This window comes from Isoptericola luteus, from assembly GCF_020297055.1.
Classification (GTDB): domain Bacteria; phylum Actinomycetota; class Actinomycetes; order Actinomycetales; family Cellulomonadaceae; genus Isoptericola; species Isoptericola luteus.
The window spans coordinates 221399-243658 of record NZ_JAIXCQ010000001.1; the positions used below are offsets into that span (position 1 = coordinate 221399).

Here is a 22260-nt window from a genome sequence, read left to right on the forward strand (position 1 = left end):
CGTGACGGCTCGACGGGACGATGCGGCACGCTGGGGCGAACGTCCCTCGCCCGTCACCCTCGAGGATGAGCTGCCATGACGACGACCCGGTTGCGCCTGCTGTCCGCGGCCTTGCTGCTCGGACTGACGACCAGCGGTTGTGCGACCAGCAGCGAGATCGACATGTCCGCCCCGTACGCCGCTGAGTTCGAGACCGCCTATCAGCAGGCGAAGAGCGACTATGTGCGCGAGGCGTTGTCCGACGGCGAGGTCGAGGCCGCCGAGCTCCAGGACGCCCAGCGGCACGTCCTTGAGTGCCTGAGCCAGGCGGGGATCTCGGCCCGGTACGAGACCGACGAGTTCGGCCAGACCGCGATGGTCGTGACCGGCGACGAGACCCCTGAGCAGCTCAAGGCCGACGTCGCGTGCCACGGCGAGTGGATGGGCAGGATCGAGGAGCTGTACGCCCGCACCACGGGGAACCCGGCGAACGAGGACTGGGACACGATGGTGGCCGCCTGCCTGGTACGTCATGGCCTGGCGCCGGAGGGGTACAGCGGGCAGGACTACGCCGAGCTCTCCATGCAGGGTGCCGTGACCGTGGACCTGTCAGAGGGCGGTGGCGAACAGACGGAGGCGGCGGCGCCGCAGATCCTCCCCGGCGGGGCAGACCTGAACGAGGGCGAGGCGTTGGAGTGCCAGATCAACCCGTCGTCGTGACGCGTCGCCCGTGGCGCGTCGTCGTGCTCGCCGTGGTCGTGGCTCTGGGCGTCGGCGCGGGGGTCACGTGGGCCGTGGCACCAGCCCCGACACCGTCGTGGGTGCAGCCCACCGTGACCGACGCCGCCCAGGTCGAGGTGTCCGCGCGCGATTTCGCCGGGGAACGTTCCGTACCCGTGACGGCGGCGCTGTCCGAGCAGCGTGAGCTCCTGCTCCCTGACGGTGGAGTGCTGCGCGAGACCGCGTGCGCCGTCGGCGAAGCGATCGAGTCCGGGTCGGCGCCGTTCCTGGTGGACGACCACCGGGTTCTCGCGCTGCACACGAGCACGCCCCTGTGGCGGGACCTCGGGGTCGGCATCCGCGGCGACGACGTCAGGGCCGTCCAGGAGGAGCTGACCCGGCTCGGGCACGAGGTCGAGGCGACGGGGTACTACGGTGCCGGCACCGCCGCGGCGATGAGTCAGGTGTGGGTCGACGCCACGGGCGAGGAGAAGGTGACGTCGCTCGCCCTCTCCCGGGTTGTCTGGCTGCCGGACCGGGAGGTCGTCGCCGCCGGGTGCCCGCTGCAGGTCGGTCCGTCGCCGCGGGGGAGGTCGCCGTGGTGGCGGGCGGGGGCCTGACCTCCCTGGCGCTGGACCTCGAAGCACCGCAGGACGACGGCCACCTGGTGGCCGTCGTCGCCGACGACGTGACGACGCCGGTCCCGTCCGACCCGGTGCTCACCGACCCTGGGTTCCTCCGCGCCTACACGACGTCTCGGCAGTTCGTCGCCCATCGGGCCGACCCGTCAGCGCAGCTCACCGTCCAGGTGCGGCTGGGTGAGCCCGTCCGGGTCGTGGCGGTGCCCCCGTCGGCGCTGTACGGGCTGGACGGTACAGCCGCGTGTCTCCTGGCGGACGGTGTGCCACTGCCGGTCGAGGTCGTCGCGTCCGAGCTCGGGCAGAGCCTCGTCTCCGCCGACCCGTCGCCGGCCCGGGTGCAGATCGACGCGGGGCAGGACTCGGCGCCGTGCCGGTGACGGTGCGCGGACTGTCCCACGCCTTCCCCGGGACTGGCACCCTCTTCGCCGGTCTCGACCTGGACCTGCTGCCGGGCGACCTGGTCGCCGTGACCGGTCCCTCCGGCTCGGGCGAGTCCACCCTCCTGTCGTGGCTGCCGGAACCTTCGACGCCTGCTGGGTCGAGACCTGGCCCGAGTCCGAGCACGTCGCGCCGCTGCTCACCCTCCCGGTGGCGGGCGGTAGCGACGTCGAGGGCGAGCAGCTTGTGCCGATGGTCCGGCAGCTCAACCCCACCGCGGGGACGTCCTTCGACGCCGCCGACCGCCTGGCGAACCTCCCGACGCTGCCCCTGACCGCCGCCGCCGTGGTCCTCGCCGTCGCGACCGGACTCGTCCTGGTCCGCGCCCGGCGGCTCGAGCTGGCGAGTGCCCTGCACGCGGGGATCGACAAGGCATCGTTGCTCGTCCAGCTCGCCGTCGAGACGCTCGTGTGGACCGTCACCGCCTGTGCGCTCGTCCTCCCGGTCGTGTGGTGGGCCGCGGCCGCCGGCAACCCGGACCCCGCCTGGAGCGCGTTCTACCCCGCGCTGCGGACCACCGGTCTCGCCGTCGTCGGCGTCCTCGTGGCGACGCTCGTCGTGGGAGCGCTGACGCAGGAGAAGCACCTGTTCCGGTACTTCAAGCACCGCTGACCGCCGGGGTCAGCCGCCCACCAGTGCCTCCCCCAGCGGGGTGCGGACGTGCACGACGCGCGCGCCCTGCCGCCGCGAGTCGACGAGGCGCGCGCCGGCGAGCAGCGACAGGTGATGGGATGCCGTCGAGACGGCCAGGCCGGTGGCCGCGGCGACCTCGCTCGTGGACAGGGGTGCGGCCAGCGCCAGCAGCACCCCGCCGCGGCCCGTGCCAAGCAGGGTGACGAGCCGCTCCGCGGTGTCGGCGCCGTCGTCGGCCCACCGCTCGGAGACGCCGAGCGCGGGATAGAAGAGGGTGGGCTGCGCGGGCGGCTCGGTGACGACGGAGCAGCGCGGCGCCATGACGGACGGCACCAGCACGAGCCCGCTGCCTGCGCAGTCGAGCACCTCGCCGTGCAGCCGCAGCCGGACGCGCACCGCGTCGGGTGCCCAGGTCACCGCGTCGTGCAGGGAGCCGACCATCGCGCCTAGGCCGTCCGTCGTCGTCCGCCGGGACCGCGCGACGACGTCGGCGCGCAGGAGGCGTTCGAGCTGCGGCCAGTGCGGTGCGAGCAGCGCGTCCCAGCACTGCTGCCACGCGTCGGCCACCAGGCCGCGGGTGCGCTCGGCGTGCTCGGCGAGCGCCCGCAGCAGGCGCTGTTCGGCACCGGTGGTGCGGTCCACGCGCTTGAGGAGGTCCGCCCGCAGGGGCGCGAGGTCGGCCACGCTCAGCCGCGCCAGCTCCTCCTCGGGCCCGAGGTCCCAGCCCGGGGTGGAGGTGAGGAAGTCCGGGAGGTAGCCGTCCGGACCGACCAGCAGGCGCATCAGGTCGAGCGCGCGGGCCGGCGCCCGACCACGGGCCTGCCGCAGCCACCCCCACTGCAGCGGGTGGTAGTGCGGGTGCGCCAGCACCCGGACCGCGTGCGCGAGCTCGTGGCCGGGGGACAGGCCGAACCGGATCGCCGAGACGTCTCCGGGGGCGAGGCGGAACTCCACGACGTTTCGATCCACGTCGAAACCGTAGCCGGGGAGCACGCGGCCGACCAGGCTGGACGCACCGACGTCGGCCAGCGACGTCGCCGAGACGCAGGAGGACACATGGCAGCGGTGATCCCCGCCGACGAGATCCGCATCCCCGGCTCGCGCACGCTCCGCTTCGAGGGTCGCGACCACGGGTCCGGGGTGTCGTTCTTCCTCGTCACCAACGCCCCAGGCAAGGGGCCGGACCTGCACCGGCACCCGTACAGCGAGACCTGGTCCGTCCTCGAGGGCGAGGCCACGATCCGCATCGGCGACGACACGGTCGTCGCCCGGGCGGGGGACACCGCCGTCGTGCGGCCCGACGTGTGGCACGGCTTCACCAACACCGGCGCGGGCACGCTGCGGATGATGTGCATCCACGCCTCCGACACGATGACCCAGCAGATGAAGAGCGAGGAGAACCTCTGATGTCCTTCCAGGCCTATCTCGACGCCGTCGAGACCAAGACCGGTCTCACCCCGCGTCAGATCGTGGACGCCGCCGCCGAGCAGGGTTTCGGCGTCGGCAGCAAGGCGACCCCCGTCACGACGTGGCTCAAGGAGACCTACGGCCTCGGGCACGGGCACGCGTCGGCCCTCACCCACGTCATCACCAAGGGTGACCAGATCGGCTCCAAGCACGTCGGTTCGTCCGGTTCGCACCGGGATGCGAGCGACCGCCTGTGGCTCGACGGGAAGGACAGCCGCCCAGCAGACCGCTGAACGTCGAAGGAAAGGCACTCACGGACCTGCGGAATGGCGAGAACGGCGCCGTTCCTCGTTAATATCAGGCCGTGGAGACCGGGTGGTTCGCAGCAGCGACCGAGGGTAGCGACGTCGGCCGGCAGGCCCGGGGCGTCGACTGGTCGCGCACGCCGCTCGGTCACCCGGACTCGTGGCCGGTGGCGCTGCGGCACGCCGTGCGGCTGTGCTACTCGACGCGATTCCCCGTGATGCTGGTGTGGGGCCCGGATCTCACGCTGATCTACAACGACGGCCATCGGAACATGCTCGGCACGGACAAGCACCCCCATGCCCTGGGGGCGCCGGCCCGCGTGGTCTGGCAGGAGATCTGGTCCGAGGTCGGCCCCCTGTTCGACCTGGTGCTGTCCAGCGGACAACCGACGTGGAGTCGTGACCTGCCGCTCCTGATGCGCCGGTCGGGGTTCGACGAGGAGACGTTCTTCACGTTCTCGTACAGCCCGCTCCTGGACGACGACGGCCGGATCGCGGGCGTGCTCGACATCGCGACCGAGACCACGCAGGAGGTCGTGAACCAGCGGCGCCTCGTCACCGTCGGCGAGCTCCACGCCACGCTCCCCACCACCTACTCGGACCTGCGGACGTTCGCAAAGCCTGCGATCGACGTGTTCTCCCAGAGCGCCGACATCTCCCGGGCCGTGCTCTACGACGTCGGGAACCCGCCCCGGGTCCTGCTCGGGACGGGGCGGGAGCCGGACCGGCGCGAGGCCGCCCTGGTCGCCCGCGCGCTCGAGACCGGCGCACGTCAGATCGTCGACGGCATCGTGGTCAAGCCCATCCGGACCGACCGGCGCCGAGGCCTCATGGGCGTGCTCGTCCTGTACGGGACCGCGCTGCGGCCCTGGGACAGGGCGTACGAGCGCTTCCTGTCCGGCCTCGCCTCGACGTTCGCCGCGACGCTGCGGGACGTCGTGCGCCGCAGCCAGGACGCCGAGGCGCTGCGCCGTCGTGCCGCCCGATCGGAGGAGGAGTCCGCCCGCGCCCGCGAGGTGTCCCTGGCGCTGCAGCGCGCGGTGCTCACGGACCCGCCCGAGCTGGACGACCTCGAGGTGGTCGTGCACTACCAGCCGGCGGCGCTCGAGCGTGACATCGGTGGCGACTGGTACGACGCGTTCGTCACGCCGGACGGTGCGACCACGCTGGTCATCGGCGACGTGGTCGGTCACGACCTGGAGGCGGCCGTCGCGATGGGGCAGCTGCGCGCGCTCGTGCGCGCCATCGGGTACGACAGCCTGGCCACGCCCGCCCGCGTCCTGGAGCGGGTCGACAACGCGGTGCAGGGCCTCCGCCTCAGCAGCGCGGCGACCGCCACGGTGCTCGTCGCCCGGGTGGAGCAGACCACCGAGCAGGAGGGCCGCGACGTCCGGACGGTGCGCTGGGCGAGCGCGGGTCACCTGCCCCCGGTCCTGATCCGCGCCGACGGCACGGTGGAGATGCTGAGCATCCGCAACGACCTCGTCCTGGGGCTGATCGCCGAGACCGAGCGCACGGACCACACCGTCGAGATCGGTCCCGGTGACACGCTCGCCCTCTACACGGACGGGCTCGTCGAACGGCGGGACGTCGGGCTGCGCGACCGGCTGCAGGAGCTCTCGCGGGTGCTCGAGGGGACGCAGGACGTCGCCCTGGGCGACGTCCTGGATTCGACGCTGTCCCGCATGCTCCCCGACGCGGTCGACGACGACATCGCGGTCGTGGCGGTCCGGGTCTCCCCGCAGCCGTCAGCCGCGGCGGTTCACCCGCAGGATCTCCTCCTGGTACGGGGCGACGACGGTCGGCGAGACGCGGCAGTCGAGCATCAGGAACTGGCGTTCCGCGACGGGCGTGGCTGACCAGGTCGCGAGCTGGTCGAGATCGGCGAGAGTGCGGACGGCGACGCCCTCCGCACCGACGGCGGCGGCCAGCGCGGCGAAGTCCGTCTCGGGGATGCGCATGGGCTCCTCGGTGATCCCCTGGCGCCCGTACACGTGCACCTCGGCGCCGTAGACGGTGTCGTTCCACACGACCGCGACGCCGCGCCCGCGAGCGGTGCGCACGGCGGTCTCGAGGTCGGACAGCGCCATCAGCCCGCCGCCGTCGCCGGTGGTGAGCACGACGGTGGCGTCGGGGAGCGCGGCGGCCGCACCCGGGACGCTGGGGAAGCCCAGCCCGATCGACTGGTAGGCGGTGCCGACCATCATCATCCGGTCGGGGGACGCGACGGGCCAGTACATGTTGGCCCAGCCGATGAAGTGGCCGCCGTCGGAGACGACGACCCGGTCGGTCGGCAGCAGCCCGGCAAGCCGGTGCGCGACGGCGCGCGGGTCGAGGCGCCCGTCGGCGGCGAGGCCGTCCGCCGGCCCTGTCTCGTACGCGCGCGCCGCGGCGACGTCCACGGACTCCCGCCACCCTGACGGGCTCGCCCCCAGGGACCGGAGCTCGTCGACGAGCGCGCGTGCCACGAGCGCCGCGTCGCCGCGGACGTACCCACCGACGTGCCGGTGGGTCGCGGTCGGCGCGACGTCGACCTGGACGACGCGCGTGCCCGGTGCGAACAGGTCGCCGAACCGCATCGTGAACTGGTTCAGCGACGCCCCGAGCACGACCGCGACGTCGGCATGGCGCACCAGCTCCATCGCGCCGTCGGCCCCGAAACCGCCGGCGACGCCGAGGTCGAAGCGGTCCTGCGGGAACACGCCGCGGCCCAGGGCCGTGGTGGCGGTCAGGGCGCCGGTCGCGTCGGCGAGCTCGCCGAGCGCCTCGCCGGCCCCCGCGAGCCATGCGCCCCGGCCCGCGAGCAGCAGCGGGCGCTCGGCACCGGCCAGCGCGCGCGCCAGCTCGGCGATGGCGGCGGCGTCGAACGGGCCCGCCGGGGCCAGCGGCGCGGGCAGCGCCGGGGCCGGGGCGGGCGGCACCTCGCCCGCCTCGAGCGCCGCGACGTCGTACGGGATGGCCAGCACCACGGGCACGCGGTACGTGAGGGAGTGCTCGATGGCGATCACGGTCGTGGCGGCGGCGTCCGTGCGGCCCACGGTGTACGTGCGGGCACCGACGGCCGCCGCGAGCGCGATCTGGTCCACGTCCCACGGGCGCGGGCCCGACGTCGGCTCGTCGCCGGCGAGCAGCACCAGCGGCACGCGGGCCTGCGCGGCCTCCGCGAGCGCGGTGAGGGTGTTGGTGAATCCCGCGCCGTAGGTGACGGTCGCCGCCGCGATGCGGCCCGACGCGCGGAAGTACGCGTCGGCGGCCACGACGCCCCCGGCCTCGTGCCGGACGGCGGTGAACCGCGCGGTCGTCGAGCGCTCCAGGGCGTCGAGGAACCACGCGTTGCCGTTGCCCATCACGCCGAAGACGTGGTCCACGTGCTGGGCGAGCGTGCGGGCGACGTGGGCGGACACGTGGGTGGGTACGTGGGTGGGTACAGCGGGCACGAGGAGCTCCAGGGGACAGAGACGGATGAGTGGCAGTCCGTATGTGTCCCGCACGAGCCCGGCGCCGGTCGGTGAAGCGACCGGGCCCGCCGTGCGCCCCTTTTTCGAGCGCGGGCGGCACGTGTCCGCCTCGACACCGGGGAGCATAGCCCGAAGCACGGATGCCGTGGTGAGGCGGCGTGGCGCCCCTAGGCACCCACGTAGTCCGCGAGGTGCTCTCCGGTGACGGTGGAGCGGGCGGCCACGAGGTCGGCGGGCGTGCCCTCGAAGACGACGCGGCCGCCGTCGTGCCCCGCGCCCGGCCCGAGGTCGATGATCCAGTCGGCGTGCGCCATGACCGCCTGGTGGTGCTCGATGACGATCACCGACTTGCCGGCGTCGACCAGCCGGTCCAGCAGGCCGAGCAGGTTCGCGACGTCGGCCAGGTGCAGGCCGGTGGTGGGCTCGTCGAGGATGTACACGCCGCCCGGCTCGCCCATGTGCATGGCGAGCTTGAGGCGCTGCCGCTCGCCGCCGGACAGGGTGTTCAGCGGCTGGCCCAGCCGGATGTACCCGAGCCCGACGTCCTCCAGGTGCGCGAGGATCTTGTGCGCCGCCGGGATCTTCGCCTCGCCCTCACGGAAGAAGGCGTGCGCCTGGGCGACGGACAGGTCGAGCACCTCGGCGATGTTCTTGCCGCCCAGGGTGTACTCCAGCACCGATGCCATGAACCGCTTGCCGCCGCAGTCCTCGCAGGGCGTCTCGACCGTCTCCATGAAGCCGAGCTCGGTGTAGATGCGCCCGTTGCCCTTGCAGGTGGGGCACGCGCCCTCGGAGTTGGCGCTGAACAGGGCGGGCTTGACGCCGTTCGCCTTGGCGAACGCCTTGCGGATCGGCTCCAGCAGACCGGTGTAGGTGGCGGGGTTGGAGCGTCGGGAGCCCTTGATCGCGCCCTGGTCGACGACCACCACCCCCTCGCGTCCCGCCAGGTTGCCGTGGATCAGGGAGCTCTTGCCGGAGCCGGCCACGCCCGTGACGACGGTCAGCACGCCGGTGGGCACGTCGACGTCGACGTCGACGAGGTTGTTCTGCGAGGCTCCGCGGATCTCCAGCGCGCCTGACGGCGTGCGCACGGACTCCTTGGTCCGCGCGCGGTCGTCCAGGTGCCGGCCCGTGAGCGTGCCGCTGGCCCGCAGGCCCTCGACGGTGCCCTCGAAGCAGATCGTGCCCCCGTCGGAGCCGGCGCCCGGCCCGAGGTCGACGACGTGGTCGGCGACGGCGATCGCCTCGGGCTTGTGCTCGACGACGAGCACCGTGTTGCCCTTGTCGCGCAGGTCGACCAGGAGCTTGTTCATCCGCTGGATGTCGTGCGGGTGCAGGCCGATGGTCGGCTCGTCGAACACGTAGGTGACGTCGGTCAGCGCGGACCCGAGATGCCGGATCATCTTGGTGCGCTGCGCCTCACCACCCGACAGCGTGCCCGCAGGCCGGTCCAGGGAGAGGTAGCCGAGGCCGATCTCGACGAAGGAGTCGAACAGGTGCAGCAGGCTGCCGACCAGCGGCGCGACGCCCTTGTCCTCGATGCTGCGCGCCCAGGCGGCGGCGTCGGTGATCTGCATCCGGCACACGTCGGCGATGCCGGCGCCGTTGATCCTCGCGGACCGGGCGGAGTCGTTCAGCCGCGTCCCGTCGCAGGCCGGGCACGGCACGAACACGGCCGCCCGCTCGACGAACGCGCGGATGTGAGGCTGCAGCGACTCGGGCGCCTTGCTGAAGATCGACTCGCGCAGCTTGGGGATGAGGCCCTGGTAGGTCATGTTCATCCCGAGCGCCTTGACCTTGCCCTTGTCCCGGTACAGGAAGTCGTGGCGCTCCGTCTCGGTGTACTCGCGCACCGGTTTGTCGCCGTCCACGAACCCGGACTCGGAGTACCCCCGCACCATCCAGCCGTCGGCCTTGTACCCGGGCACGAGGATCGCGCCGTCGTTGAGCGACCTCGACTCGTCGACGATGACGGTCAGGTCCAGGTCGGAGACCGTGCCGCGCCCCTCGCACTCGGGGCACATGCCGCCCAGGTACACCTGGTTGCGGACGACCTTCTTCTCCGTCTTCCCGTCCGCCTTGCCCGTGCTGAAGACGCCGCTCGCCGTCGACGTCGGGATGTTGAACGAGAACGCCGTGGGCGGTCCCACGTACGGGTCACCGATGCGGCTGAACAGGTTGCGCAGCATCGCGTTCGCGTCGGTCACCGTGCCCACGGTGGAGCGCACGTTCGCGCCCATCCGCTCCTGGTCCACGAGGATGGCGGTGGTGATGCCCTCGAGCGTGTCGACGTCGGGCCGCGGCAGCGACGGCATGAAGCCCTGCACGAACGTCGAGTACGTCTCGTCGATGAGCCGCCGCGACTCGGCCGCGATCGTCGCGAACACCAGCGAGCTCTTGCCCGACCCCGAGACGCCGGTGAACGCCGTCAGGCGGCGCTTCGGGATCTCGACGTCGACGGCCCGCAGGTTGTTCTCCCGCGCGCCGCGCACCCGGATCACGTCGTGCGTGTCGGCGGCGTGCGAGGGCGTCGTGGTGCTCCGGGACTCCGTGGTGGTCACGTGGGCATCTCCTTCGAGTGGGGCGGCGCGGGCGCGCCGTGGACACAGGGGTGGGTCGGCCTCGTCGCGGTCACACGCGGGCGAGCGGCAGGTGCGGCGGGTCCGGGAGCGCGACGTCGATCGCGTCCCCGGGGCGGATCGTCCCGCCGCGCGACACGATCCCCATCACCCCGGCGAGCCGCTCGACCTCGCCGTCGTCCCGGCGGCGCAGGACCTGCTTGAGCAGGCCCGGCCGGAAGTCGTTGATCTGCTGGCACGGATTGCGGAGCCCGGTGAGGGTCACCACCGCCTCGCCGACGGTCAGCCGCGTGCCGACGGGCAGCGCGAGCAGGTCGATCCCGCGGGTGGTGACGTTCTCCCCGAGGTCACCGGGAACCAGGGAGTACCCGGCCGCGGCGAGCCGGTCGAAGAGCTCGGCGTGGATGAGGTGCACCTGGCGCAGGTTCGGCTGCGACGGGTCGGCGGCCACCCGGCTGAGGTGCTGCACGGTGACCCCGGCGTGGGCGTCGCCCTCCACGCCCACGCCCTCGACGAGCAGGACTCGCTCGATCGCCGGCTTGCTGAAGCCGTGCTCGCCGCTGACCTGCACGGACACGACGCGGCCGGCCTGCGGTCCGGTCGTCGGCGAGGGGAGGTTCGAGGGCTCCGTGACGGTCACGGCGTTCTCCTTCGGTCGGGGTGCGGTCAGCCGGGAGGCTCGGCACGAGCCTCGTCGATGCGCCGGCCCCGTGTCGAGACCCGCCCGGCACCGGCGAGCACAAGCTCGGCCCGCCCGGCCGCCGGCACCTCGAGGCCCGGGTCGTGCCCGGCCGGTCCGCCGCCTGCCCGGGGCCTCGCGTCGTCACCGGCGTCCACCCGCGGCATGGTGCTTCGGGTGAGCCGGGGGAGCCCGGGGACGCACACGTCAGGCCTCCACCGGGACGAGCCGGACCACCGGGTAGCGCCGCTCGCTCTTGCGCTGGTGCTTGTCGATGGTCGGTGCGGCGGCCGCGATGCCGGGCCAGACGCGCGCCCGCTCGGCGTCGTCGAGCACGTGCGCCGTCACCGGGACCACCCCGGTGCCGTGCACCTCGACGGCGGCCCGCTCAGGCGCGGCGACGAGGTTGGCGAACCAGCCGGGGTGGCGGCTGCCGCCGCCGGAGGCGACGACCAGGCGCCCGCCCTCGCCGTCGTCGAACCAGGCGAGCGGGTTCTCCCTGACCTCGCCGGTGCGGCGTCCGACGGTGTGCAGGACCAGCAGCTCCATCCCCATCATCCGACCGCCCTTGCGGCGGATCTTGGTGGCGGTGCTGGCGTTCGCGCGGCGCTGGATCCACAGGGAGAGCGCGCCGGGGGTGCCCTTCGGTCGGCGCGGCCGCGCCGTGGCGGTGGGGTCGACGGACGCCATCGTGATCACCGGACCTCGTCGATGCGGACCATGTTGCCCGCGGGGTCGCGGAACGCGCAGTCGCGCACGCCCCACGGCTGCTCCGTGGGCTCGGAGACCACCTCGGCGTCGGCGGCCTGGAGCTTGGCGAAGGCGCCGTCCAGGTCCTTCGTGCCGAGGATGATCGACTGGTAGCTGCCCTTGGCCATGAGCTCGACGATGGTGCGGCGCTCGTCGTCGGTGACGCCGGGGTCGGCGGCGGGCGGGGTGAGGACGAGCCGGACGTCGCGCTGGGCGGGGGAGACGAACGTGAGCCAGCGCATGTCGCCGCGGCCCACCTCCTGCACCAGCTCGAAGCCGAGCAGGTCGCGGTAGAAGCCCAGGGAGGCCTCCGGGTCGGTGTGCGGGAGGAACGTGGTGTGAATGGTGATGTCCATGGACTTCACGCTAGGTGGACGCCCGTAGCCGGCGCTTCTCGATTCCTGATCGGTCTGGTGACCTGTTTGGTGACGCACGACGGCAGCTCCCCCGATCCCGCCGTGCGAGCCCTGCGCGCGTACTCGCTGGGCGCCATCCCGACCAGCTCCGTGAACCGTGTGCTGAACGTGCCGAGCGACGAGCTGCCGACGGCGAAGCAGACCTCCGTCACGCTGAGGTCGCCGCGGCGCAGCAGCGTCATCGCACGCTCGATCCGGCGCGTCATCAGATAGCTGTACGGCGACTCGCCGTACGCCGCGCGGAACTGCCGGCTCAGGTGCCCGGCGGACAGGTGCACGCCGCGCGCGAGCGCCTCGACGTCGAGCGGCTGGGCGAACTCCCGGTCGATCCGGTCGCGGACGCGGCGCAGGAGCGCGAGGTCGCGCAGGTGCTGGCTCGACGTCGACGCGCTGGTCACGCCCTCGATCGTTCCACGTCCCGGCCGTCCGCGCCCTGCGCGGCACGCGACGGCATAGGCTCGTCCCGGCTCAAGACGGTCGACGACGACACAAGGAGACAGATGACGCAGACGAGACGGGCGCTCGTCGTCCGCGGTGGATGGGACGGGCACTCGCCCGAGGCCACGACGGATCTGTTCATCCCGTTCCTGCGGGCCCACGGGTTCGACGTGCGGGTGGAGACGGACAACGAGGTCTACGCCGACTCCGACGTGATGGCGGGCACCGACCTGGTGCTCCAGTGCGTGACGATGTCGACGATCAGCGGACCCGCGCTGGCGGGCCTGCGGGCGGCCGTCGAGGCCGGCACGGGGCTCGCCGGGTGGCACGGCGGCATCGCGGACTCCTACCGCGACAGCTCGGACTACCTGCAGCTCGTGGGCGGCCAGTTCGCAACGCACCCGGCCAAGGCCCCGGACGAGCGCGTCGGCGACGGGTCCGACAACTTCCTGCGGCACACGATCGAGATCACCGACCTCGGCCGGGAGCACCCGATCACGGTGGGCCTCGACGACGTCGAGCTCGTGAGCGAGCAGTACTGGGTGCTGCACGACGACCTCGTCGACGTGCTCGCCACCACCACGCACCCGGCGCCGGACTGGCACCCGTGGCACCGGCCCGTGACCTCCCCCGCGGTGTGGACACGGCGGTGGGGCGCCGGGCGCGTGTTCGTCGCGACGCCCGGCCACTCCTGGGACGTGCTCGAGCACCCGACCATCCGCACCATCGTCCGAAGGGGGCTCCTGTGGGCGAGCCGCTGAGCAGGAGCGGCGCCGTGGGCGTCGGCATCGTCGGCCTGGGGGTCATCTCCCGGCAGTACCTGGACACGCTCACCGGGCACCCCGGAGTGCGCGTCGCCGCCGTCACCGACCTCGACCGGTCGCGGGCGGAGGCGGTCGCCGCCGGGCTGCCGGGCGCGCGCGTCGCGCACGACCTCGACGCGCTGGTGTCCGACGACGAGGTCGAGGTCGTCCTCGACCTGACGACCCCCGGCGTGCACGCGCACGTCGCGAAGGCCTGCGTGGCGGCGGGCGTCGACCGGTACGGGGAGAAGCCGCTGGCGGCCGACCTGGCCGCGTCCCGCGAGGTGATGGCGACGGCCGCCGCGGCCGGCGTCCGCGTGGGCTGCGCCCCCGACTCCGTGCTCGGCACCGGCGTCCAGACCGCGCGGGCGGCGGTGGCCGACGGGCTGATCGGCACGCCGACGTCCGCCGTCGCGACCTGGGTCTCGCCCGGTCACGAGGCCTGGCACCCGCACCCGGACTTCTACTACGCGCTGGGTGGCGGCCCGCTGCTCGACATGGGGCCGTACTACCTGACGAGTCTCGTGCAGATCCTCGGGCCCGTGGCCTGGGTGCAGGGCGCAGCGTCCCGGTCGCGGGACGTGCGCACCGTCGGGACCGGCCCGCGCGCGGGGGAGCAGGTGCCCGTCGAGGTCGCGACGCACGTCACCGGAGTGCTCGCCCACACGAGCGGCGCCCTGTCGACCGTCACGATGAGCTTCGACGCCGTGGCGTCCCGCTCCCGGCCGATCGAGGTGCACGGCACCGCCGGCTCGCTCGCCGTGCCGGACCCGAACCACTTCGACGGCGACGTCGAGCTGCTCCGCGCGGGCTCGTCCGCGTGGGAGGTGCTGCCCCCGAGCGCCGGGTTCGCCGGCGCCGGTCGCGGCGTGGGGCTGCTCGAGATGGTCGGTGCGGTGGGCCTGGGCGCCGCACCGGCCTCCCCGCGCGCCGGCGGCGACGTGGGCCTCCACGCCATGGAGGTGATGGCGGGCCTGCTCGCGTCCGCGGACGACGGCCGGCGCGTCGGGCTGACGACGGCGCCCGCCGTCCCGCCGCTTGTGCCGCTCACGCCCGCCGCCTCGTGGCGCCGCACCGGCGAGGTGGCCCGATGACCGGGCCCGCACGCCTCGTCTTCGTCGGGGACTCGATCACGGACGCCGGCCGGGATCGGGACGACGCCGCGTCGCTCGGCGACGGGTACGTCAGCCTTGTCGCGCGCGACCTGTCCGACGTCGAGGTCGTCAACCTCGGCGTCGGCGGGGACCGGGCCGTGGACGTCGAGCGCCGCTGGCAGGCCGAGGTCGCCCCGGCCGCCGCCGACGTGCTCACCGTGTACGTCGGCGTCAACGACACGTGGCGCCGGTACGACAGCGACGACCCCACGAGCGCGGCCGACTTCGAGGCCACCTACCGCCGCCTGCTGGCCCAGGTCGACGGCGCGACCCGGCTGGTGCTCGTCGAGCCGTTCCTCCTGCCGGTGACCGAGGAGCAGCGCGGCTGGCTCGCCGACCTCGACCCCAAGCGGGCCGTCGTCGCCCGCCTGGCGGCCGAGCGCGGCGCGGCCCTGGTGCCGCTCCACACGCTGCTCACCGACGCGGCGGCCGCCGCCGGGGCCGAGGCCCTCGCGCCGGACGGCGTGCACCCCACGTCGGCCGGCGCGCGGCTCATCGCCGACGCGTGGCTCACCGCCTACGGACGCCCGGCCTGAGCCGCCTCCCACTCGGTGGCGAGCAGGGACCAGACCTCGATGTCGAGACGGTCGCCGCGGTGCAGGTGCTGCGCCCGCAGCACGCCGTCGCGCCGCATCCCCAGACGCCGCGCGACGGCGATGCTGGCGGTGTTGGCGGCCGCGGCGCGCCACTCGACCCGGTGGATCCCGCGCTCGCGGACGGCCCAGTCGATCAGCAGCCGCGTCGCCCGCGTCACCAGGCCGCGGCCCACGGCCGACGGCTCGAGCCAGCAGCCCGCCTCGGCGGTGCCCTGGCCCAGGTCCATCGTGCGGAACAGGACCCCGCCCACCAGGGTGTCGTCCAGCCAGATGCCGTAGACGCGGCCCGTGTCGGTCGCGGCCTTCTCGGCGTACGCCGTCAGGAACGCGCGGCTCGAGGCCAGGTCGGTCACGGCGTCCGGCAGCCCGACGAACCGCCCGACGAAGTCCCGCCCGCGATCTATGTGCGTGAGCAGCTCCGCGGCGTGCCACGGCTCCAGCGGGCGCAGCTCGGCGCCGTCGTCTCCGAGGGATCTCGCGAACATCGTTCCTCCTGCAGCTCCACGGGGCCGGGGTACCGGTGCGCCGGATTCTGCCACCCGTGCCGACGCCACGGGCCACGGGCCTGCACCCGGCCGGGGTGCCGCGGGCGGGCGGGCGGCCGCGCGTCACACCGGGAACGACCTGGACCACCCCCGCGCACGCCTAGTCTGGTCGGGTGACCTCTACCGCCACCGCCGTCGCGCGGCCGGGGGGCAGCCCGAGCGTGCCGCCGCGGCCGTGGTGGCTCGTCGCCGCCGGACCGGGCGCGGTCCTCGTCGCCGTCCTCGCCGTCCTGCTGGCCGGCGCCTACTCCGGGGCGTTCCAGGCCCTGGGCGGGTTCACCGACCCGGGCGCGCTCGTGCGCTTCGGCCTGCCCGTCACGACCGTGCTCACCGAGCTGTCCGTCTCCGTCACGCTGGGCGCGCTCGTCACCGCCGCATGCCTCGTCCCGCCCGGCCGGGCGCAGTCGAAGGTGCTGGCGGCCGCGGGGGCGGCGGCCACCGTGTGGGCCGTGGCCGCCGTCGCGCAGCTCGTGCTGCGGTACGCGAACGTGTCGGGGGTGTCGCCGGCCGCGCCGAGCTTCGGCCCCGGCCTCGGCCAGTTCGTCACCGAGCTCGAGCTGGGCCGGCTCTACCTCGCGATCATCGTGGTCGCGGCGCTGACGTCCGCGCTGGCCATGGCCGTGCGGGGTCCGGTCGGGGCGCTGTGGACGACGCTGCTGCCGCTCGCCGCGCTCGCGGCACAGTCCACCACCGGGCACGCCGCCGGCGCGTCGGACCACGAGCTCGCCGTCGGCGCGATGCTCATGCACCTCGTCGGGGCGGCCCTGTGGGTCGGCGGCCTGGGCGCACTGGTGGTCGTCGTCCTGGTGCGCGGCGAAGGGCGGTCCGACGACGGCCGGGCGGCCGCGGCGACGGTCGCCCGGTTCTCCCCCGTCGCCGGGTGGTGCTTCGCCGCCGTCGGGGTCTCGGGCGTCCTCAACGCGTGGATCCGCATGGCGTCCCTCGGGGACCTCCTCACCCCGTACGGGCTCATCCTGCTGACCAAGGTGGTGCTCATGGTCGCCCTCGGCGCCGTCGGCTTCGCGCATCGCGCCGCCGTCGTCGACCGGCTCGGGCGCGCGGCCGACCAGGGTGCCGTGCGCCGGCTCTTCTGGAGGCTGCTCGCCGTCGAGCTCCTCGTCATCGGGGCGGTCTCCGGCGTCGCCGTGGCGCTCGGCTCGACTGCGCCCCCGGTGCCCGACGAGGTGCCCGTCGACGTGTCGCCCGCCTACCAGCTCACCGGCGCGGCGCTGCCGCCCGAGCCCACGATGGCGCGGTGGTTCACGCAGTGGAGCCTGGACCCGCTGTTCGCGTTCGCGTGCGTGGCCGGCCTGGTGGTCTACGTGCGCTGGGCGGCCCGGCTCGCGCGGCGCGGTGACAGGTGGCCCGTCGGGCGCACCGTCTCGTGGTGCCTGGGCATGGTCGTGATGTTCTGGGTCACCAGCGGGGGGCCTGCCGTGTACGGCCACGTGATCTTCAGCGGCCACATGGTGCAGCACATGATCCTCGCCATGCTGGTGCCGCTGTTCCTGGTGCTGGCCGCGCCGGTCACCCTGCTGCTGCGTGCCGTCGGAGCCCGCAAGGACGGCAGCCGGGGGCCGCGGGAGTGGGTGCTGGGGCTGGTGCACTCGCGGTACGGCCAGTTCCTCGCCCGTCCGGTCGTGGCCGCCGTGATCTTCGCGGGCGGCATGATCGCGTTCTACTTCACGCCCGCGTTCGAGTTCGCCCTGCGCAACCATGCCGGGCACGTGTGGATGATCGTGCACTTCACGCTTGCCGGGTACCTGTTCGCCAACGCGCTGGTGGGCATCGACCCGGGGCCGAAGCGGCCCGCGTACCCGCAGCGGTTGCTGCTGCTGTTCGCGACCATGGCGTTCCACGCGTTCTTCGGCGTCGTGCTCACCTCCGGCACGTCGCTGCTCGTGGCCGACTGGTTCGGCAACATGGGCAGGCCCTGGGGCCTGCCCGCCATCGACGACCAGCAGCGCGGCGGCGCCGTCGCGTGGGGCATCGGCGAGCTGCCCACGCTGGCGCTGGCGATCGCCGTCGCCGTGCAGTGGACGACGTCGGACGAGCGGGAGGCGCGGCGCCGCGACCGCAAGGCCGACCGCGACGGCGACGCCGAGCTCCACGCCTACAACGACATGCTCGCCAAGATGGCCGAGCGGGACGAGCCGCGCCGCTAGAGCAGGCCGTCGACGACCTTCGCCGCCAGCCCCAGCGCCGTCGTGGTGCCGAGCCCGTCGGCGACGGTGACCGTCGTGACGCCGGGCACGGGGTCGAGCACGAGGAACGGGGTGCCCGCGAACGGGCCGCGACGGGCGCGGGGCAGCACGACGTCCGGCACCGTCCAGCGGCGCTGGACCCGCAGCGGGCCGCCCAGCAGACCGGACGCCGCGCGCAGCAGGAGCTCGTCGGCGGCCTCCGAGCGGGCGGGGGAGCGTTCGAGGCCGGAGCCGTCGTGCCCCCGGGGTTCCGGGTCCCGCGCGTCGCCGACCACGACCGACCCGTCCCCGTGCTCCGCGTGCCGCGTGAACGACAGGTGCACCCCGGCGTCCAGCAGTTCGGGGGACTCGGCGAGCAGCCGCGCCCGCACGTCCGCGCGCGACGGGCTGTGCGCGTAGGCGGCGTCCCGCAGGAGCGTCGTGCCGTCGAGCACCACGGGCGCGGCCGGCCCGTGGCCGGGGTCGGCACCGGGAGCCGCCACCCGCAGCACCTGCCGGACGTCATGACGCAGGCCCGCCCGGGCCGCCTCCGCCGGGTAGAACCGGTCCAGGTCGGCCCCGACGGCGACCAGCACGCGGCGGGCCACGACGTCCCCCCGCGACGTCCGCACGAGGCTGCGCCCGCTGCCCGCCTCGAACGTCCACGCGGTGGTGCCCCACGCGACGTCGGCTCGCGGCTGCGCGTCGAGCCAGGCGGCGATCGAGGCGAGCGCGTCCCGCATCTCCACCCGCAGGTCGAGCGGCAGGAACGCGCCGCCGACGAGGTCGTCCCCTGGTACCCCCGCCCGGTCCCGCGCCGCCGCGGCGTCGAGGAGCTGCGCGTCGCCGTCGCGGGCCGCGACCAGGTCGTCGAGCACCGCCAGCTCCGCCGCCGTGCGGGCCACGACGACGGCGCCCGTGTCCTTGGCCCAGAACCCTGCCTCGCGCGCCAGCTTGAGCCACCTCTCCCGGGTGGCGAGGGCGCACGAGAGGGTCGCGGCGTCCTGCGTCGTGACGGCGACGTGGCCGCTACGCCGCGCGGAGGCCCCGCCCGCGTGCGGGTCACGGTCGACGACGAGGACGGAGTGGCCGCGGGCGTGCGCCTCCACGGCGTGGGCGAGCCCCACGACACCGGCGCCGACGACGACGAGGTCGACCGAGGCGGGCAGCGGCGGCAGGTGGGCGGTGCGGGGCGACAGGGGTCTCACGACGAGACAGTGCCCCGTCGTGACCGGCCGGTTCAACCGCAGACGACGTCACCGGAAGAAGTTCAGGAGCTGTTCACCGGGAGTTCCGCAGGCGGTCGATCAACGCGGCAGTTTGGGATCTGTGCGGCAGTTCGAACTGCCGCACAGATCACGAACTGCCGCACTGATCGGGCAGGATGGCGGCCGTGCGGATCCTCGTGGACGACCCGGCGCAGGGGGCTTCCGCTCGCCGCTGGCCGGGAACCCGCACGCGATCCTCACCCCGCACGTCGCGGGGATGACGTGGAGCGCGATGCGGGAGTCGTCGCGACGGCTGGTCCGGGAGATCGCGGCGGCGCTGACCGACCTGTCGTCGGCGGGCCGTGATAGACCAGGGCGCGTGACCCAGGACACTTCCGCCACGCCATCCGCTGCCACGTCCTTCCACGACCTCGACGCCTTCCTCGCACTGCCGCGGGTGGGCGGGCTCGACCTCAGCCCCGACGGCACCCGCCTGGTGACCACCGTCCAGACGCTCGACGCGAAGCGCACCGGCTACACGACGGCCGTGTGGGAGGTCGATCCCGCCGGAGTGGCGCCGGCGCGCCGCCTGACCCGCAGTGCGAAGGGCGAGTCGTCGGCTGTGTTCACCGCGGCGGGCGACGTCCTGTTCACCTCGGCCCGGCCCGACCCGGACGCCACGGACGCCGACGAGGACCCGCGGCCCGCGCTGTGGCTGCTGCCCGCCGGGGGCGGCGAGGCGCGCGTGGTCGCGACGACGCCCGGCGGGGTCGGCGGCGTGGTCGCCGCACGGGAGGCCGACGTCGTCTCCGTGAGCACGTCCGTGCTGCCGCGCGCCACGGGCCTCGCGGAGGACGCCGAGCTCCGCAAGGCCCGCAAGGACCTCAAGGTGAACGCCATCCTGCACTCCGGCTACCCGGTGCGGTTCTGGGACCACGACCTCGGCCCCGACGAGCCCCGGCGCTTCGTCGCAGCCCTCGGCGACGCACACGGCGACGACCGGGTCGAGCTGCGCCAGCTCACCGGCGCGGGCCGCCAGCTCCTCGAGCACCACGCCGCCCTGTCGCCCGACGGCGCCACGCTGGTCACGACATGGGCCGTCGGAGACCCCGGGGCCGCGCTGCGTCCCCTGCTCGTCGCCGTCGACACGACGACCGGCGAGCGGCGCACGCTCGTCGACGACCCGGACGCGGAGGTGGGGTCGCCCGCCGTCTCGCCGGACGGCCGCTGGGTGGCGTTCGTCTCCGAGACGATCACGACGCCGACCGACGCGCCGCGGTTCCGCCTCGGGCTGGTGCCTCTCGATCCCGGCACCGCCGGCGACGACGACGCGGCGCCCGAGGTCCTGGCCGAGGACTGGGACCGGTGGCCGACGTCGGTCGGCTGGTTGCCGGACGGGTCCGGCCTGGTGGTCACCGCCGACGAGGACGGGCGTGGCCCGGTGTTCCTGCTGAGCTTCGGGCCGGCGGGCCCTGGCGGCGGGGACGACGTCGTCGTCGAGCGGGTCACCGCGGACGACGCCACGTTCACCGACGTCCGCGTCGCCCCGGACGCCTCCGCGCTGTACGCCCTTCGGACGTCGTACCGCGCGCCGTCGGAGCCGGTGCGGGTCGACCTCGCGGCGTTCGTCGCCGGGGGAACCGCGGGGGAGCGGTCCCCGGTGCGCGCCACGGCGTTGCGTTCCCCGGCCCCCGCCCCGGAGCTGCCCGGCACCCTGACCGAGATCGAGACGACGGCCGAGGACGGGACGCGGGTGCGCGCCTGGCTCGCGCTGCCGCACTCGGCGTCGGCGGACTCCCCGGCACCGCTGCTGCTGTGGATCCACGGGGGGCCGCTGGGCTCGTGGAACGCGTGGAGCTGGCGGTGGACGCCGTGGCTGATGGTCGCCCGCGGGTACGCCGTCCTGCTGCCCGACCCGGCGCTGTCCACCGGTTACGGGCAGGACTTCGTGCAGCGCGGCTGGGGCGCGTGGGGTGCTGCGCCCTACACCGACCTGCTGGCGATCACGGACGCGGCCGAGGCCCTGCCGGGGGTCGACGAGACGCGCACGGCTGCCATGGGCGGGTCGTTCGGCGGGTACATGGCGAACTGGGTGGCCGGCCACACGGACCGGTTCGCGGCGATCGTCACGCACGCGAGCCTGTGGGCGCTCGACCAGTTCGGCCCGACGACGGACGCGAGCTTCTACTGGGCCCGCGAGATGACGCCGGAGATGGCCACGGCCCACAGCCCGCACCGGTTCGTGGGGGACATCCGCACCCCGATGCTGGTCGTCCACGGCGACAAGGACTACCGGGTGCCGATCGGCGAGGGCCTGCGCCTGTGGCAGGAGCTGCTCACGAGGTCGGGGCTGCCGGCCGCCGACGACGGCTCCACGGTGCACCGGTTCCTGTACTTCCCGGACGAGAACCACTGGGTGCTCAGCCCGCAGCACGCGAAGGTCTGGTACTCCACGGTGCTCGCGTTCCTCGGCGAGCACGTGCTCTCCGAGGTCGCGGAGCTCCCCGACGTGCTCTGACCCGCCTGCGCGGCGGCGTCAGGCGGGCGTGACGAGGAGGTCGACGAGGGTCTCGATGAGGGTGCTGGGCCGGGCGTCGTCGCTGCCGGTGAGCAGCGCCGTGCGCTGACCCGCCTCGAAGGCGCCGAGCAGCAGGTCCACCGCGTCGTGCGAGCCGACGGCGAAGCGGAGCCCGAGGTCCTTCATCAGCCGGTCGAGGGTGTCGACCAGCTCGTTGCGGAGCCGTCGCTGCTGGGCGGAGTACCGGGTCGCGACCTGTGGGTCGCGCAGGGCCATGAGCTCGAACTCGAGCGCCATGACGCTCCAGGACTGCTTGGCCGCCGGGTCGGGCATCACGGCGGCGAGCACGCACCGCACGGCGTCGCGGATCGGTGCGTCCGCGCCCACGGGGTCAGGCCCGAGGTTGACGGCCGCCGCCTCGAGCGCGGTGAGCTGGGCGCGGGTCTCGCGCTCGGTGAGGGCGAGGAAGAGCTCCTCCTTGCTCGCGAAGTTCGAGTAGAACGCGCCGCGCGTGAAGCCGGCCGCCTCGCAGACCGCCTCGATGGACGCGGCCTGGACGCCGTGGCGCGCGAAGACGTCGAACGCGGCGTCGAGGAGCCGCCCACGGGTGCGCTCGCGTCGCGGCGAGATCGTCTCGCTCGGTGTCGCCACGGTGACCTCCTTCAGGGGCCGGCGTTGATCGGGGGCCGACGCCGATCCTATCGACGAATCCGGTTCTCGATACATCCACGTATCCGATACAGTGACGTATCGACTGCGGTGTCGACGGCAGCACGCCGGCCTCGCGCCGTGCGTCGCCGTCGCGCATCG

22 protein-coding genes are annotated in these 22260 nt (G+C 74.1%); 12 read left to right on the plus strand and 10 right to left on the minus strand.

Annotated features, from left to right (window positions below):
* Positions 1-75: 75 nt before the first annotated feature.
* From LEP48_RS01045 to LEP48_RS01060, 4 genes are all read left to right on the plus strand, one after another.
* Positions 76-699 carry a hypothetical protein gene (locus LEP48_RS01045; protein WP_225563659.1) on the plus strand — a complete coding sequence of 208 codons (624 nt, stop codon included), beginning with the start codon at positions 76-78 and terminating at the stop codon, positions 697-699.
* A complete protein-coding gene (locus LEP48_RS01050; RefSeq protein WP_225563660.1) occupies positions 696-1319 on the plus strand; it encodes a peptidoglycan-binding domain-containing protein in 624 nt (207 codons plus the stop codon). Before LEP48_RS01045 ends, LEP48_RS01050 begins: the two co-directional genes overlap by 4 nt.
* Positions 1298-1717: a hypothetical protein gene (locus tag LEP48_RS01055; RefSeq protein WP_225563661.1), complete on the plus strand. Its 420-nt coding sequence runs from the start codon at positions 1298-1300 to the stop codon at positions 1715-1717. Before LEP48_RS01050 ends, LEP48_RS01055 begins: the two co-directional genes overlap by 22 nt.
* A 130-nt stretch (positions 1718-1847) precedes the next feature.
* Positions 1848-2390, plus strand: coding sequence for an FtsX-like permease family protein (locus LEP48_RS01060; protein ID WP_225563662.1), 543 nt, complete (start codon positions 1848-1850; stop codon positions 2388-2390).
* Between the two features lie 9 nt (positions 2391-2399).
* Here the strand turns inward: LEP48_RS01060 and LEP48_RS01065 are convergent, their stop codons facing one another.
* Positions 2400-3380 carry a DUF5937 family protein gene (locus tag LEP48_RS01065; RefSeq protein ID WP_225563663.1) on the minus strand — a complete coding sequence of 327 codons (981 nt, stop codon included), beginning with the start codon at positions 3378-3380 and terminating at the stop codon, positions 2400-2402.
* Between the two features lie 87 nt (positions 3381-3467).
* On the opposite strand from LEP48_RS01065, the gene LEP48_RS01070 reads away from it, so the two are divergent.
* The 3 genes from LEP48_RS01070 (at position 3468) to LEP48_RS18660 (ending at position 5982) form a co-directional block, all read left to right on the plus strand.
* A complete protein-coding gene (locus LEP48_RS01070) occupies positions 3468-3818 on the plus strand; it encodes a cupin domain-containing protein (RefSeq protein ID WP_225563664.1) in 351 nt (116 codons plus the stop codon).
* The gene (locus tag LEP48_RS01075) at positions 3818-4111 is read left to right on the plus strand and encodes a DUF4287 domain-containing protein (RefSeq protein ID WP_225563665.1); all 294 of its coding nucleotides are present in this window, start codon (positions 3818-3820) and stop codon (positions 4109-4111) included. Before LEP48_RS01070 ends, LEP48_RS01075 begins: the two co-directional genes overlap by 1 nt.
* Before the next feature lie 71 nt (positions 4112-4182).
* Positions 4183-5982 carry a PP2C family protein-serine/threonine phosphatase gene (locus LEP48_RS18660; protein WP_225563666.1) on the plus strand — a complete coding sequence of 600 codons (1800 nt, stop codon included), beginning with the start codon at positions 4183-4185 and terminating at the stop codon, positions 5980-5982.
* Here LEP48_RS18660 and LEP48_RS01085 read toward each other — a convergent pair.
* The 6 genes from LEP48_RS01085 to LEP48_RS01110 form a co-directional block, all read right to left on the minus strand.
* Positions 5872-7560, minus strand: coding sequence for a thiamine pyrophosphate-binding protein (locus LEP48_RS01085; RefSeq protein WP_225563667.1), 1689 nt, complete (start codon positions 7558-7560; stop codon positions 5872-5874). The two genes, LEP48_RS18660 and LEP48_RS01085, sit on opposite strands and share 111 nt — an antisense overlap.
* Before the next feature lie 188 nt (positions 7561-7748).
* Complete coding sequence (locus tag LEP48_RS01090; protein WP_225563668.1) at positions 7749-10142, minus strand: ATP-binding cassette domain-containing protein; 2394 nt, start codon at positions 10140-10142, stop codon at positions 7749-7751.
* Between the two features lie 70 nt (positions 10143-10212).
* The gene (locus tag LEP48_RS01095) at positions 10213-10800 is read right to left on the minus strand and encodes an MOSC domain-containing protein (RefSeq protein WP_225563669.1); all 588 of its coding nucleotides are present in this window, start codon (positions 10798-10800) and stop codon (positions 10213-10215) included.
* Positions 10801-11046: 246 nt separating this feature from the next.
* Positions 11047-11529, minus strand: a complete 483-nt coding sequence (locus LEP48_RS01100) for a nitroreductase family deazaflavin-dependent oxidoreductase (RefSeq protein WP_225563670.1) — start codon at positions 11527-11529, stop codon at positions 11047-11049.
* A gap of 5 nt (positions 11530-11534) precedes the next feature.
* Positions 11535-11945, minus strand: coding sequence for a VOC family protein (locus LEP48_RS01105; RefSeq protein ID WP_225563671.1), 411 nt, complete (start codon positions 11943-11945; stop codon positions 11535-11537).
* Between the two features lie 5 nt (positions 11946-11950).
* Positions 11951-12403: a helix-turn-helix transcriptional regulator gene (locus tag LEP48_RS01110; RefSeq protein ID WP_225563672.1), complete on the minus strand. Its 453-nt coding sequence runs from the start codon at positions 12401-12403 to the stop codon at positions 11951-11953.
* Between the two features lie 102 nt (positions 12404-12505).
* Here LEP48_RS01110 and LEP48_RS01115 point away from each other — a divergent pair, with 102 nt between their 5' ends.
* From LEP48_RS01115 to LEP48_RS01125, 3 genes are read left to right on the plus strand one after another with little or no spacing between them, the layout of a single operon-like run.
* Positions 12506-13204: a ThuA domain-containing protein gene (locus LEP48_RS01115; protein WP_225563673.1), complete on the plus strand. Its 699-nt coding sequence runs from the start codon at positions 12506-12508 to the stop codon at positions 13202-13204.
* Positions 13189-14340 carry a Gfo/Idh/MocA family protein gene (locus tag LEP48_RS01120; RefSeq protein WP_225563674.1) on the plus strand — a complete coding sequence of 384 codons (1152 nt, stop codon included), beginning with the start codon at positions 13189-13191 and terminating at the stop codon, positions 14338-14340. The genes LEP48_RS01115 and LEP48_RS01120 overlap by 16 nt, the downstream gene beginning before the upstream one ends.
* Positions 14337-14936: an SGNH/GDSL hydrolase family protein gene (locus tag LEP48_RS01125; protein WP_225563675.1), complete on the plus strand. Its 600-nt coding sequence runs from the start codon at positions 14337-14339 to the stop codon at positions 14934-14936. The genes LEP48_RS01120 and LEP48_RS01125 overlap by 4 nt, the downstream gene beginning before the upstream one ends.
* Here LEP48_RS01125 and LEP48_RS01130 read toward each other — a convergent pair.
* Positions 14918-15481, minus strand: a complete 564-nt coding sequence (locus LEP48_RS01130; RefSeq protein ID WP_225563676.1) for a GNAT family N-acetyltransferase — start codon at positions 15479-15481, stop codon at positions 14918-14920. The genes LEP48_RS01125 and LEP48_RS01130 overlap by 19 nt on opposite strands.
* 173 nt (positions 15482-15654) lie before the next feature.
* Between LEP48_RS01130 and LEP48_RS01135 the strand changes: the two genes are divergently transcribed.
* Complete coding sequence (locus LEP48_RS01135; protein ID WP_225563677.1) at positions 15655-17706, plus strand: bifunctional copper resistance protein CopD/cytochrome c oxidase assembly protein; 2052 nt, start codon at positions 15655-15657, stop codon at positions 17704-17706.
* On the opposite strand, the gene LEP48_RS01140 is transcribed toward LEP48_RS01135, so the two are convergent.
* Positions 17703-18932 (minus strand): FAD-dependent oxidoreductase, encoded by a 1230-nt coding sequence (locus tag LEP48_RS01140; RefSeq protein ID WP_225563678.1) that lies wholly within the window; start codon positions 18930-18932, stop codon positions 17703-17705. The two genes, LEP48_RS01135 and LEP48_RS01140, sit on opposite strands and share 4 nt — an antisense overlap.
* A gap of 277 nt (positions 18933-19209) precedes the next feature.
* Here LEP48_RS01140 and LEP48_RS01145 point away from each other — a divergent pair, with 277 nt between their 5' ends.
* Positions 19210-21450 carry a S9 family peptidase gene (locus LEP48_RS01145; RefSeq protein ID WP_225563679.1) on the plus strand — a complete coding sequence of 747 codons (2241 nt, stop codon included), beginning with the start codon at positions 19210-19212 and terminating at the stop codon, positions 21448-21450.
* A gap of 18 nt (positions 21451-21468) precedes the next feature.
* Here LEP48_RS01145 and LEP48_RS01150 read toward each other — a convergent pair whose 3' ends face one another.
* Positions 21469-22101 carry a TetR/AcrR family transcriptional regulator gene (locus LEP48_RS01150; RefSeq protein WP_225563680.1) on the minus strand — a complete coding sequence of 211 codons (633 nt, stop codon included), beginning with the start codon at positions 22099-22101 and terminating at the stop codon, positions 21469-21471.
* Positions 22102-22260: the final 159 nt, after the last annotated feature.

Bases quoted from the DNA above. Each gene is read 5' to 3' on its own strand.
- LEP48_RS01100 (WP_225563670.1), bottom strand. From the start codon at position 11,529: ATGGCGTCCGTCGACCCCACCGCCACGGCGCGGCCGCGCCGACCGAAG.
- LEP48_RS01145 (WP_225563679.1), top strand. From the start codon at position 19,210: ATGACGTGGAGCGCGATGCGGGAGTCGTCGCGACGGCTGGTCCGGGAG.
- LEP48_RS01125 (WP_225563675.1), top strand. From the start codon at position 14,337: ATGACCGGGCCCGCACGCCTCGTCTTCGTCGGGGACTCGATCACGGAC.
- LEP48_RS01130 (WP_225563676.1), bottom strand. From the start codon at position 15,481: ATGTTCGCGAGATCCCTCGGAGACGACGGCGCCGAGCTGCGCCCGCTG.
- LEP48_RS01045 (WP_225563659.1), top strand. From the start codon at position 76: ATGACGACGACCCGGTTGCGCCTGCTGTCCGCGGCCTTGCTGCTCGGA.
- LEP48_RS01075 (WP_225563665.1), top strand. From the start codon at position 3,818: ATGTCCTTCCAGGCCTATCTCGACGCCGTCGAGACCAAGACCGGTCTC.
- LEP48_RS01105 (WP_225563671.1), bottom strand. From the start codon at position 11,945: ATGGACATCACCATTCACACCACGTTCCTCCCGCACACCGACCCGGAG.
- LEP48_RS01115 (WP_225563673.1), top strand. From the start codon at position 12,506: ATGACGCAGACGAGACGGGCGCTCGTCGTCCGCGGTGGATGGGACGGG.
- LEP48_RS01070 (WP_225563664.1), top strand. From the start codon at position 3,468: ATGGCAGCGGTGATCCCCGCCGACGAGATCCGCATCCCCGGCTCGCGC.